Source organism: Hyphococcus sp. (assembly GCF_965267305.1).
Taxonomy (GTDB): Bacteria; Pseudomonadota; Alphaproteobacteria; order Caulobacterales; family Parvularculaceae; genus Hyphococcus.
In genome coordinates this window covers 1,177,777-1,190,390 of the sequence record NZ_OZ253945.1, presented here as the reverse complement: position 1 = coordinate 1,190,390, position 12,614 = coordinate 1,177,777, and the positions used below count along the sequence as shown (strand labels likewise).

Here is a 12,614-nt window from a genome sequence, read left to right as displayed (position 1 = left end):
ATGACTGAACCGCGCTCAACGGCGCTCGTCCTTGCGGCGAGCCGCGGCAATCTCGATCCTTTGGCGCAAGCCGGGGGCGTCTCGCACAAATGTTTTATCGACATAGCAGGCCAGCCGATGCTTCGGCGCGTTGTCGGGGCGGTGCTTCAGTCCGGCCGGGCGAAACAGACGATCGTGATGATCGAAGAAGAAAGCATCGAGGAAGCCAAGACGATTCTCGCAGGCCTCCCCGGCGCAGAGGCGATCAAATACATGCCGAGCCGTGAGAATATCGGCGCCAGCGTCGCGGCGGCCGCAACGCCCGACATGCTTCCGCTGGTGATCACCACCGGCGACAATGCGCTTCATACCGACGAGATGTTCGCCTTCTTTTGTGACGCCCTTGAGGGCATGACAGAGGATGTTGCTGTGGGCTTGACGCCGGCAAGCTACGTTCTCGAAAAATATCCCGAGGGCAATCGCGCCTTTCACCGCTTCCGCGACGGCGCCTTTTCGTCCTGCAATCTCTATGCGCTCCTGACGCCCAAAGGAATCGACGGCGCGCAAGTGTTCAAATCCGGGGGGCAGTTTGGCAAGAAACCGCGGCGCTTGATCGGCGCGTTCGGCCTCTTTGCGTTTCTCCTTTACCGGAGCCGGCTCTTCACCTTGCAGACCGTGATGCGCACGCTGTCCCGCGGGATCGGCGTCAAGACGGCGCCGGTGATGATGCCTTTCGCCGAAGGGCCGATCGATGTCGACCGGCCAGTCGACTGGGAGCTTTCAAACAAGATCATCGCAGCCCGCGAGGCGGCTGCTTCGCCAGCCTAAAAAGCGAGACGGCCGCGTTTGGGGGAAACGCGGCCGGTACTCACTGTCGTGGGGTATGGTGGGGTATCTTCTCGGGAGAAGACCTTATTAAGGTCTCATCAAGTTCTTAAAAAAGGGTTAACGGAAAACGGGGCCCGAAGGCCCCGTTCCCTGTGTCTTCCGGAGAAAGCCGCTTATTCGGCCGGATCCCATAAGGGGTTCCGGCGGCCGCTCAGGCCCGGCACATGACCATCGTGCGATTCGCCATAGTCCGATTCTTCCGAGGCGCCGTGTCCCACGGGAGGCTGCTTCACGCCGGTCCAGGCCCAGCGATAGAAGCGCGAGATATCGGCGCCGACGGCATACATGGCGGGCACGAAGAGCAGCGTTACAAAGGTTGCGAAGAAGACGCCGAAGGCGAGCGAGACAACCGTCGGCATCAGGAACTGCGCCGAGGTCGAGCGCTCGAACATGATCGGCAAGAGGCCCACGAATGTCGTCAGCGAGGTGAGAAGGATCGGACGGAAGCGCCCGACGCCGGCCTTGACGAGCGCGGAGATCGCGCCTTCGCCCTCGTCGCGCAGGCGGTTCACATAGTCGATCAGGACGAGGTTGTCGTTGACGACGACGCCCGCTGCGGCCGCGATCCCAAAGAAAGAGAAGATCGCGAAATCGAGACCGAAGAGGAAATGTCCGAAGGCCGCGCCCATGAAGCCGAAAGGGATCGCGGACATGACGAGGAGCGGCTGGAAATAGGAGCCGAAAGCGATCGCCAGCAGCATATACATGGCGAAAAATGCAAAGCCCTGAAGCCCCGCCCACTCGGCGATGAAGTCCGCCTGATCCTCCGCGTCGCCGCGCTGAGCGAGATTGACGCCGGGATGGCGCTGTTTGAATTCCGGGACGAATTCCTCGCGGTAGAGTTTCATCACCGCTTCCTGATCGGCGCCTTCCTGCAGTTCGGCCGTAATCCGCGCCGAACGCTGGCGATCGCGCCGGTCGATGCGCTTGAAGCTCGGGGCGAATTTCGCGTCGGCGACGACCGTCAGCGGCACTTCGCGGCCGTCGGCGGTGCGGATGCGCATGGATTCGATGGTGGTCAGCGATTCCCGGTCGGCCTTGGGATAGCGCACCATCACGCGCACATCCTGCCCCCCGCGCGGCAAGCGCTGCACTTCTTCGCCATAGAAGGCCTGGCGGATCTGGCGCGACACTTCGGCCAGCGTCAGACCGAAACGCTCGGCGCCCGGTTTCAATTCCACCTGAAGTTCCGGCGTCGCCGATTGCAGGTTGTTGCGGACGTCATAGGTTCCCGGCAGCGTGCGCAGGAAGTTCTGCAGGTCGAGGACGCCCAGGCGCAGTTCCTCAAGATCTTCAGCCTCGATCCCGAAAGACAGATCGGGTCCGTTGTCGTTCAGCGTATAGCTGATGGTGATTTCCTCCGCGTCGGGAATTTCCCCCAGCTTCTCGCGGAAAAGTTCGGCGATCTCCTTGGTGGACTGCTTGCGCTCGTCCGCCGGGACGATCGTGACGTAGGCTGATATGTCTTCTTCGTCAGCGCCGATATAGACAGATTCAACGAACTTCTTTTCAGGGGTGTCGAGATCAGCGCGCAAGCGGTCGGCGGCGGCCTCAATCTCCCCGAAAATCTGTTCCGATCTCGCCCATGGGGAGCCTTCCGGCATCCGAACGGTAAGCGACAGAAACTGGCCCTGGACTTCCGGATTGAACTTGAACGTCACCCAGCCCTGCGCGAGGAGCGCTGCGGAAATCATGAAGGCGCCGATGAAAAACGCCACGGTGAAATAACGGAACCGAAGCGCCGTCTTGACCAAAGGCCGGTACATCGTGTCGGCGAAAGTCATCAGGCCTTCCGCAAACACGCGCTGCAGACGGTAATACACGCCGTCCTTGTTCTGCTTTTTCATATGCGCAAGGTGCGCGGGCAGAATGAGGAAGGATTCAATCAGCGAGAACAGCAAGGCGAAAATGATTGTGTAGCTGATATGCTTGGTGAACTGCGCCGTGCCGCCGGACAGGAACACCCAGGGCAAAAAGGTGATCATGGTCGTCAGAACGGCGAAGAGAACCGGCTTCGCTACAAGCTGCGTTGCGATCGTCGCGGCCTCGACCCCCTTGCCGCCCGCCTCGACCTCGTTATGGATGGCCTCGCCGACAATAATGGCGTCGTCGACGACAACGCCGATGACGAGAAGGAAGGCGAAGAGCGACAGCATGTTCAGCGACACGCCGACCATAGGCAGGAAGATGAAGGCGCCGAAGAACGACACGGCGATGCCGACGGTCACCCATATGGAAACGGTCGGGCGCAAAAAGAGAAACAGGACGATCATCACGAGCCCAAGACCGATCGCCGCATTGGAGGCGACCAGATTGACCCGTTCGAAATAGAGGTCGGCGAAATCGAACCAGATATAAAGTTCGGCCTTGCCTTCCAGCTCCGCGTTCTTTTCCTCCAGCCATTTGTCGACGGCCTCGGAGAGGGTGACAATGTTCAGCGTGTCGGGCGCCTGAATGGCGAGGTTCACCGCCGGATGGCCGTTCACCTGCCGGATCGATTTTGAATCCTCAAATCCGTCGACGACATTGGCGACATCGCGGATGCGGATTGTCGAGCCGTCGGCGAGCTGGCGTACGACGATACGCTCGAATTCTTCCTCGGTGTCGGCGAGATTGCGCGTGGCGAGCTGGATATTGCCCGTGTCGGTGCGCACCTGGCCGCCGGAAAGGTTGAGAGAAGAGCCGCGAATGGCGCGGGCCACATCGTCGAAAGTGAGGCCATAGCGGCGCAAGGCCTCTTCGGAAACTTCGATGGAGACTTCCTCATTCCGGACGCCCCAAGTATCCACGAGCGGCGAGCCGTTCGGGATCTGCGCGAGTTCATCGCGCAATTCGCGGCCGAGACGATAGAGTTCGCGCGGTTCGAGCTCGCCATAGATAGCGATGAACTGTGTCGGGTTCTGATTGCGCCATTGCCGGACGATCGGCGGGAAGGAATCCTGCGGCAGGGTGGAGATGCCGTCGACGCGGTTTTTGATTTCATTGAGGAAGAATGTCGGGTCGACCGTATCGGCGCCTTCGATATTGACTGACGCAGCGCCTTCGCGCGCTGTTGAGGTGATGTGTTCAATGCCGTCAATGTCGGAAACCGCTTCCTCGATCCTGAGGATGACTTGTTCCTCGACTTCCTGCGGAGAGGCGCCGGGCCAGGCGACAGAAACGGTTGCGCCGTTGAAGGAAGCTGAGGGGAAGACCTCCCGCTCCATCCGGGTGAAGGCGATGATGCCGGCGATGACGCAGGCGATCATCAACAGGTTCGCGGCGACCGAATTGCGCGCCCACCATGCGATAAGTCCGTTCACGGGTTATTCTCCCGAGGTGATGTTGGAGGCGCTCGCCGTGGGCGAAGGCTCATTCGTCTTTTCCGAGCCCGGGACCGCTTCCAGCGGATCGGCTGGGCTGACCTTGTCGCCGGGGGATGCGCCGCGCAGCGGTGAGATGACGACGCGTTCGCCGTCCGCCACGCCGCTGGCGAGGGTGATGGTGTCGCGGTCGGTGGAGACAATCTCAACCTTGCGCTCCACAAGCGTGTCATCCTCGGCGATCGTATAAACCGTGTCGCGTCCATAGAGCGCGGCGCGCGGCAGGACGATGGCGTTCTCATAGGGCTTGCCGGTGATGGTCGCCTCGACAAACAGGCCCATGGCGAGCGGCGTGCCATTGTCGGCGCCTTCGCCATAAGGGTCGTCGACGACGGCGATGGCGATGACCTGACGAGTGGCCGCGTCGATGGCGCCTTCCGTGCGGGCGATGCGGCCGGTCCAGTGATGCATTTTACCGGCGATGGTGGCCGACATGGCGACGGTCGGGCCCGGATCATTTTCGGTCTCGCTGAAGGCGAGGGGCAGGCCGAGCTTCGCAAGATCGTTATCCGTCAAGGGCAGTCTGATCTCGGCCACGTCAGTGGAGAAAATGCGGCCAAGCTGGGCGCCCGGAGCCACATATTGGCCGACGCCGACAATACGTTCGCGCACGCGGCCCTTGAACGGCGCGCGGATGGTCGTGCGCTCCAGATCAAGTTTCGCGGCGTTGTATTCTGCGCGCGCCTGTTCCAGCTGCGGGATGCGCAGGGCGAGCGCAGCCGGATCGTCCTGAAGTCCGAGTTCTTCATAATCCTTGCGGGCGAGCGCGGATTCCGCCTGTTCCTGGGCAAGCCGCGCCCCTGCAGCCGCTTCGGCGGCGCGATAAGGCGCGTCTTCGATCTTGATTAGGACATCGCCCTTTTCAAAGGCGCCGCCATTGACGAATTCATCGGATGTCGAAACGATTTGCCCGGCGACCTGCGCCGTCAGAGAAATATCTGTACGCGGACGGACTTCGCCCTGCGCCGACACGTCGAGCGTCACCGATTGGGAGTCTGCAAGGGTGTAAAAAACCGAGGGCGGTGTGAGGTTCGGCTCCTGGCGCTCCGGTTTCGGGCGCAGCATGGACATGCCGATCACGAGGCCGATAAACACGGCGATAATGCCCAGCGTGCCGATAAGTGTGAAAAGTTTGCGAAACATGACGGCTACTTACTCTCCGGTTTCAGCCTGCAGCGCCGCCAGCCGTTCCTCAGTGAGGAAATCGCCCCCAATGGCGAGATAAAGCTGGACGCGGTTCGACACGCGCTGCTGCTGGGCCTGGATATAGGCGCTCTCAGACGAGATTCTTCTCGTTTGCGCATCCAGAAGGTTGAAAATGGTGGCGGCGCCGCTGGAATAACGGCGCTCGGTGAGGTCTTCCGCCGCGGCGGCTTCTTCATAGGCGAGGCGCAACGCTTCTTCGCGGGCCGCGAGAAGGGTCTCCGCGGCGATTGCGTTTTCGGCTTCCTGATAGGCCGTCAGCACGGTCTGCACATAATTGTAAAGCGAGGCTTCCGCCGCGGCGCGCGCGCGCTTCGAATTGGCGAGGATGCGCCCGCCCTGGAAGAGCGGCTGGAAGAGGCCGGCGGCGATATTGCCGGCGAGACGCTCCGGATCGATGATGTCGGCGAGGTTCGGGCCCGATGTTGAAATCTGCGATGTCAGCGTAAGTTGCGGCAGGAATTGCTTGCGCGCTGCGCGAGCGCGAAGGCCGTTCGCTTCCATACGCGCTTCGGCTGCGGCGAGATCGGGGCGCCGCGCGAGAATTTCGCCCGGGGCGCCGGCGCCGGCGAGTTCCGGAAGCGAGGGCAGCGTGGCAGCTGCTTCGAGCTCCGCCGCCGGATAGCGGCCGAGCAGCACTTCGAGCGCGCGCGAGGCTTCGAGTTCAAGACGCTGGCGCAAGGCGAGGTTCGCCTGGCTCGATCCGAGCGCCGAGCGCGACAGGCGCACGTCGAGGCTCGACGACACGCCGCGGTCATAACGGCGTTCGGTGACGCGGAGGTTCCGTTCGCGCGCTTCGGTGTCCCGTTCAGCGAGTTCGCGCTGCTGGCGTGCTTCGATGAGCGCGAACCAGGCCTGCGCCACGCGCGCAGCGAGGGACAGGCGCGCCGCTTCGAGATCGGCGTAAGCGGCGGCGGCGTCCTTATAGGCGGCGCGAGTTTCGTCGGTCAGCCGGCCCCAGACATCGAGCTCCCACTGGATCTGGGCGCCGAGCGAGAAGTTGTTGATGTAAAGACGGCGGTTCGGGAGATCGGAGTCGATCAGGCCGTCATTGTCTGTGTCGAGACCGTCGAGTCTGCCGTCGCCGTCTGAATCGACGCCGAAGCGGTCTTCGATCTCCTGCGCCCGCAATCCGCTGAGTTCATTTACGCCGCCGCCGCCGACCTGCGCCGACAAGGTCGGATCGGTGACGATGGCGTTGCGGCTCGACCGCGCAGACGCGCCGAGAGTCGGCAACAGGTCTGCGCGGGCGATGCGCGCGCCGGCGCGCGCCTGGTCGAGATTGGCGGCCGTCGCGAGGTAATTGTTGTTGTGTTCCAGCGCTTCGTCGATCAGCCCGCGCAGCGCGCTGTCCTGAAAGGCCGCGACCCAGTCGCCTGTTGGCGCGGTCGTGACGCTGTCATCCGCCGCCCAAGCCGCGGGCGCGTCCGGCAGCTGCGCGTCCAGCAATTCCTGATCCATGCTTGCGCAGGAAGCCGTCATCAAGGCTATGAGCGCCACGCCCCCGAATCGCATCAAATCCACTCCTCAAATCACTTCAGTTGGTCGACAGACCGTTTCGGTTCTACTTGTCCGTTGTTCGCAGCCGCCGCAAGCGAGAAGCGGCGGGCGGTTCCATCAACGCGGCGAACGGCAGGTGAAAAGGCGTTTGGTAACAGATTGAAAACACAAGCCGTTAAAATTTTAATGAAGAGATAAGGCCGAAGAACGGCCAAAACAGGCTTTAGGAACAGAAAATCGAAATAGATTCATAATGTTGTATCGAGGCCACGGCCGGAATCGAACCGCCCGCGCGCGACCGCGCGCAAATTTCTAAAGCGCCGGTGAGAACGATCAATACTTGGCGGGCGAGGGTCTGATTATCTGGGGTTTTGGAGGCCACGGCCGGAATCGAACCGGCGTACACGGCTTTGCAGGCCGCTGCGTCACCACTCCGCCACGTGGCCGGAAGGAAAGCTGCCCCCGTGGTGTGAGGGGGGCTCCGGGAAGGGCCGTCCTCATAGCGCGGGGCGAAGGCCCGGTCAAAGGCGAAATGGGCGGCGAAATAGGGGAGCGAAATGAGGCGGCGGCAGGGGCCCGGAATGCGGCTCATTCCGCCGCGTTGCCTTGTTGGGCGGCGGGATGTATGCCCGCCAGGAACGAACCGGCGACAAGGGACTTCTTATGGACTTCAAAGCGGCGCGGCGGCGGATGGTCGAGAGCCAGGTGCGCACCAATGACGTCACCGATCTAAGGCTTCAGGCGGCGCTCGAAACGGTTCCGCGTGAGGTGTTTTTGCCGGCCGGGATACGCGAGCAGGCCTATGTGGAGCGCGAGCTTCCCTATGCGCCGGGGCGCGCCATGCTGACCGCCCGGGATTTCGCCAAGCTCGTCGCCGCGGCCGATCCGCGGCCGGGCGATCTCTGCCTCGATGCGGTGGCCGGCACGGGCTATTCGACGGCGATCCTCGCCCGCCTTGTCGACATGGTTGTTGCGGTGGAAAGCGACGAAACGCTTGCGGCCGCGGCGCAGGAAAATCTCACCAAACTCGATGTCGGGAATGCGGCGGTCATCGCAGGCGACAGCGCCAAGGGCGCCGCCGATCAGGGGCCTTTCGATCTCATTCTTCTGGATGGGGTTATTGAAGTGCGTCCGGACGCACTCCTTATGCAGTTGAAGGATGGCGGGCGGCTCGCCACGATCCAGCGCCGAGACGGCGTTTCGCGCGGCGTCGTCTACCGGCGCAGCGGCGACGCCTTTGCCGCGAAGGAAAAATTCGACGCCACCGCAAAGACCGTCCTTCCCGGCTTCGCCGCAGCAAAAACCTTCGTGTTTTAACGCTATATTCACGAGACAAGCTGCTGAATCGGCTTGAAGACGGGGTCTGAAGGCGCAGATTAGTTTTGCGCCGGGCGATAGTGTCTCCGGCTTGGGGCAAGGAGCGTTTGGTTGTGCGGGTTGCTGTTTCTCTTCTGGCTGTTGTATCGGCGCTTGGCGTAAGCGCGCCGGCCAGCGGCGAAACGCTTAATGACGCGCTGGCGCTCGCCTATCAGACCAATCCGACGATCCGCGCCGAGCGGGCCAGGCTGCGTGCGATCCGCGAATCCAAAGCCCAGGCCTGGGCCGGCGCGCTCCCGCAGGTTTCCGCCTCCGCAAGCTATCAGCATGTGGATCAGACAGTGACATCGCTCTTTAATGTCGATCCCAACGATCCCAATCCCATGCCCCAGGCGCAGGACACCGAGTTCGAACCGCTGACCGGCGCGGTCAACGCCGAGCAGCCTGTCTTCACCGGCTTCCGCAATTACAACGCCATCAAACAGGCGGGCGCGCGGGTGCGGGCCGGCGGCGCGCAACTTGCGGCTGCGGAGCAGCAAGTGCTGCTTGATGTCGCTAGCGCCTATTTCAATGTCCAGCGCAACATGGCCGTGTTCGACCTCAACAAGAACAATGTGACGGTGCTGGTGCGTCAACAGGACATGGCAAAAGCGCGCTTCGATGTGGGCGAAATCACCCGCACCGACGTGTCGCAGGCGGACGCCCGTCTCGCCGAAGCCAGGGCGCGGCTCTCGACGGCGCAAGGAGAACTGGCCATCGCACGGGCGCAATATGCCGAACTCGTAGGGCAGGCGCCCGGCGATCTCGATCCCGTTGAAACCCTGCCGGACCTTCCGGAAACGCTCGAAGCCGCGCTGGCCGTCGCCGCGCAATATGCGCCTGCCAATATCGCTGCGCGCGAACAGGCCGAGGTCTCCCGCCGTCAGGTGAACATCGCCCGCGGCGCTTTTCTGCCCCAGGTGTCTGTGACCGCCGGTTATCAGTATGCGGAGGAGCCGAGCTTCTTCATCAACAACAGTGAGGAATTCAGTTTCGGCGCGCGCGCTTCCATGCCGATTTTTCTTGGCGGCCTCAATTTCTCGCGCGTGCGGGAAGCGAAAGCCCTGCATGAAAGCGACCGTTCAACTGCAGTCGCCGCATCGCGTCAGGTTGAGGCGCAGACTGTCGCCGCCTGGGAGCGCCTCGTGTCGGCGCGCGCTGTCGCCCGCTCGGCCGCCGCATCGGTCGAGGCCAACACGCTCGCGCTTGATGGCGTACGCCAGGAAGCGCAAGTGGGAACGCGCACAACCTTGGATGTGTTGAACGCAGAGCAAGAATACCTGAATGCGCAAGTGACGCTGGTCAGCGCCCAGCGCGACGCGCAGACTGCGGCCTTCGGTCTTCTCGCGGCGATCGGCATGCTGACGCCGGAAGCGGCGGGCGTTCCGATTGAGACCCTTGAGGCCGCCGCCGGAGAGCTCTACGAGGATTAGATTGCGCGGCTCGTCAGGCCTTGATAACTGGCGCGAAGCGGCTGAAAAACGTAAAACTTGGGCGGGCGCCGCCCAGTTTCGACGATCCGATTCGCCAAAACCACCCGCCAGGGACCTAGAGGTCACATGGAAAACGCCCAGCCTGAACCCAGCATGGAAGAGATTCTCGCCTCGATCCGCCGGATTATCTCCGAGGATGAGGAGGATCAGGTTGCCGCGCCGGCCGCGAAAACCGCGCCCGCGGCACCGCCCGCTCCGCCGAGGCCTGCGGCGCCCGCAGAGGAAAAGCCCGAACTGACCCTCACCCGGGAAGAGGTCCGCCCGGCGGCGCCGGCTCCGTCAGCGCGCCCTCAGATCGATCCTGAAGACGAAATCGAAATGGTCAAGCAACCGATGAAAGCGGCGGCCCCCATGCAGCATGACAGCGAAGACGATATTCTCGACCGGAGCGCGGCCGCGGCCGCCTCGCAGGCGTTTCAGAACCTTTCCCAGTCGGTGCGGATTTCCGAAGGGCCCGGCAAGACGCTTGAAGACATCGTCACCGAGATGCTCAGACCCATGATTAAAGATTGGCTCGACGCCAATCTCCCGGCGATTGTCGAGGAAAAGGTCGAGGAAGAGGTCCAGCGGGTGGCGCGCCGCCGTCGTGGTTAGACTGGGCTGCTGAAACTGATCTGACAGAATTTGCGGAAAGCCGGTCCCCGAAAGAGAAAGGGGCCGGCTTTTTCTTTTGCATGGCGGCCGCCGATGCGCGAAACCGGGTCCATGAAACAGGACCAAATGAAACCGGCCTATCCAGCGACCAAGACTGTCGATCAGCGGGATGAATTTTTCGGCGTCACCGTCGCCGATCCCTATCGCTGGCTTGAAGCCGATGTGCGCGAGGACGCCGAGGTCGCGGGCTGGGTTCAGGCCGAGAATGAGGTCACGTTCTCCTATCTCGATACCCTGCCGGGGCGGGACGCGATCAAGGCGCGGCTGAAGGCGCTGTGGGATTACGAGAAATTCCTGCTGCCCGTCAAAAAGGGAGAACGTGTTTTCTACCGCCGAAATAACGGGCTCCAGAACCAGTATGTCCTCTATGTGCAGGAGGGTGAGGAGGGCGCGCCGCGCGTGCTGCTCGATCCGAATGCGTGGTCGGATGACGGCGCCACGGCGCTGAGCACATATCATCCGTCGCCGGACGGATCGCTCGTCGCCTATCAGGTGCAGGAGGGCGGGTCGGACTGGATGACGCTGCGCGTCGTGAATGCTGCAAGCGGCGCCGTGCTTGAGGATAAAATCGACTGGGTGAAATTCTCCGGCGCAAGCTGGGCGAAGGACGGATCGGGATTTTACTATTCTCGCTATCCCGAACCCGAAGAAGGCGAAGCGTTCCAGAGCCTCAATCTTTATCAGGCGGTCTATTTCCACAAAATCGGCGACGCGCAGGATAAAGACCGGCTGATCTATGACCGGCCTGAGCGCCAGGAAGAAGGCTTCAGCGCCACGGTTTCAAGCGATGGCGAGACGTTGGTTGTCACGGTCTGGAAAGGCACCGACAGCCGCTATGAAGTTGTGCTGATCGATCTTGCGCATTTCGCAGCGGAACCGAAGGAAATCGTTTCCGGTTTTAAGTACGACTACAGCTATATCGCGACGGCGGATGGCCGGCATTTTTTCTTCACCGACAGGGACGCGCCGAAAGGCAAGCTTGTTTCAACGCCTGCGGATGAGCCCGGCGCTTGGACGGAAGTTATCCCCGAAAGCGAGCATGTGCTCTCTGGCGTCAACATCGTCGGCGGGCGGATTTTTGCGCATTACATGGAAGATGTGAAATCGGCGGTGCGGATATTCGCCCTCGACGGCGCGGCGCTGGGCGATGTCTCGCTGCCGGGCGTCGGCTCGGCCGGCGGCTTCGGCGGCGAACCCGATGATACGGAAACTTTTTTCAGCTTCGAAAGCTTCAACTGGCCGCCGACAATTTACCGCTACGACATCGCCAAAGGCGAAGAGTTGGTGTTCCGCGAACCGCAAACGCCGTTCGATCCCGTCGAATACGAAGTGCGTCAGGTCTTCTATCCGTCAAAGGACGGAACCAAGATTCCGATGTTCATCGCACACAAAAAAGGACTCGATCTTTCCAGAGGCGCGCCGACGCTGCTTTACGCTTATGGCGGGTTCAATGTTTCGGTGACGCCGGCCTTTTCGGTGACGCGGCTTCAATGGATGGAGATGGGCGGCGTTTTCGCCCTCGCCAATATTCGCGGCGGCGGCGAATACGGCAAGGAATGGCACGACGCCGGGCGGCTCCTCAACAAACAGAATGTGTTCGATGATTTCATCGCGGCGGCGGAATATCTGATCGCGGAAGGCGTTGCGACAAAAACCAAGCTCGCCATTCAGGGCGGGTCCAATGGCGGACTGCTCGTCGGCGCGGTCATCAACCAGCGTCCGGACCTCTTTGCGGCGGGGCTGCCGGCCGTGGGCGTCATGGACATGCTGCGCTTTAACAAATTCACCGCAGGCCGGTTCTGGGTGGACGATTATGGCGATCCGTCTAAGGAAGCGGATTTCCGGAACCTTTATGCTTACTCGCCCTATCACAACATTCGTTCAGGCGGGGACTATCCGGCGATCCTGGTGACGACCGCCGACACCGACGACCGGGTGGTGCCGGGGCACTCTTTCAAATACGCCGCGGCGCTGCAGGCGGCGGATATCGGCGACCGGCCCCACCTCATCCGGATCGAGACCCGGGCCGGCCACGGGGCGGGCAAGCCCACGGACAAGATCATCGAGGAATACGCCGATATGTGGGCCTTTATCGCCCGCTGGACCGGGCTGGAGGTCTCGGCCAGCTAAGCCGCAGGGAAAGCGGTTGAGCATTGGCGCGGCGGCGGATAAACCGGGC

The 12,614-nt window shown here is 62.1% G+C and carries 8 protein-coding genes and 1 tRNA gene; 5 read left to right on the top strand and 4 right to left on the bottom strand.

The features are described from left to right. Entirely contained in the window at positions 1 to 807 is an 807-nt protein-coding gene (locus ACQY5P_RS05680; RefSeq protein ID WP_428409877.1) for an NTP transferase domain-containing protein, read from the top strand. A 173-nt stretch (positions 808 to 980) separates the two neighbouring features. On the opposite strand, the gene ACQY5P_RS05675 is transcribed toward ACQY5P_RS05680, so the two are convergent. From ACQY5P_RS05675 to ACQY5P_RS05660, 4 genes are all read right to left on the bottom strand, one after another. Then, a complete protein-coding gene (locus tag ACQY5P_RS05675) occupies positions 981 to 4,169 on the bottom strand; it encodes an efflux RND transporter permease subunit (RefSeq protein ID WP_428409876.1) in 3,189 nt (1,062 codons plus the stop codon). A 3-nt stretch (positions 4,170 to 4,172) separates the two neighbouring features. Next, positions 4,173 to 5,372, bottom strand: a complete 1,200-nt coding sequence (locus tag ACQY5P_RS05670; protein ID WP_428409875.1) for an efflux RND transporter periplasmic adaptor subunit — start codon at positions 5,370 to 5,372, stop codon at positions 4,173 to 4,175. Positions 5,373 to 5,381: 9 nt separating this feature from the next. Further along, entirely contained in the window at positions 5,382 to 6,947 is a 1,566-nt protein-coding gene (locus ACQY5P_RS05665) for an efflux transporter outer membrane subunit (protein ID WP_428409874.1), read from the bottom strand. Positions 6,948 to 7,304: 357 nt separating this feature from the next. Then, a tRNA-Cys gene (locus tag ACQY5P_RS05660) sits at positions 7,305 to 7,378 on the bottom strand. Positions 7,379 to 7,553: 175 nt separating this feature from the next. Between ACQY5P_RS05660 and ACQY5P_RS05655 the strand changes: the two genes are divergently transcribed. The 4 genes from ACQY5P_RS05655 to ACQY5P_RS05640 all read left to right on the top strand — a co-directional run bounded on the left by ACQY5P_RS05655 (position 7,554) and on the right by ACQY5P_RS05640 (position 12,565). After that, entirely contained in the window at positions 7,554 to 8,249 is a 696-nt protein-coding gene (locus ACQY5P_RS05655; RefSeq protein ID WP_428409873.1) for a protein-L-isoaspartate O-methyltransferase family protein, read from the top strand. 113 nt (positions 8,250 to 8,362) lie between these two features. Beyond that, positions 8,363 to 9,721, top strand: a complete 1,359-nt coding sequence (locus ACQY5P_RS05650) for a TolC family outer membrane protein (RefSeq protein ID WP_428409872.1) — start codon at positions 8,363 to 8,365, stop codon at positions 9,719 to 9,721. Between the two features lie 126 nt (positions 9,722 to 9,847). Then, complete coding sequence (locus ACQY5P_RS05645; protein WP_428409871.1) at positions 9,848 to 10,375, top strand: DUF2497 domain-containing protein; 528 nt, start codon at positions 9,848 to 9,850, stop codon at positions 10,373 to 10,375. 111 nt (positions 10,376 to 10,486) lie between these two features. Beyond that, a complete protein-coding gene (locus ACQY5P_RS05640) occupies positions 10,487 to 12,565 on the top strand; it encodes a prolyl oligopeptidase family serine peptidase (RefSeq protein WP_428409870.1) in 2,079 nt (692 codons plus the stop codon). Positions 12,566 to 12,614 lie beyond the last annotated feature (49 nt).

What these genes read in the sequence shown, in the direction of transcription:
- ACQY5P_RS05680 (WP_428409877.1), top strand. Translation starts at nt 1, where the DNA reads ATGACTGAACCGCGCTCAACGGCGCTCGTCCTTGCGGCGAGCCGCGGC.
- ACQY5P_RS05670 (WP_428409875.1), bottom strand. Translation starts at nt 5,372, where the DNA reads ATGTTTCGCAAACTTTTCACACTTATCGGCACGCTGGGCATTATCGCC.
- ACQY5P_RS05665 (WP_428409874.1), bottom strand. Translation starts at nt 6,947, where the DNA reads ATGCGATTCGGGGGCGTGGCGCTCATAGCCTTGATGACGGCTTCCTGC.
- ACQY5P_RS05655 (WP_428409873.1), top strand. Translation starts at nt 7,554, where the DNA reads ATGTATGCCCGCCAGGAACGAACCGGCGACAAGGGACTTCTTATGGAC.
- ACQY5P_RS05645 (WP_428409871.1), top strand. Translation starts at nt 9,848, where the DNA reads ATGGAAAACGCCCAGCCTGAACCCAGCATGGAAGAGATTCTCGCCTCG.
- ACQY5P_RS05640 (WP_428409870.1), top strand. Translation starts at nt 10,487, where the DNA reads ATGAAACAGGACCAAATGAAACCGGCCTATCCAGCGACCAAGACTGTC.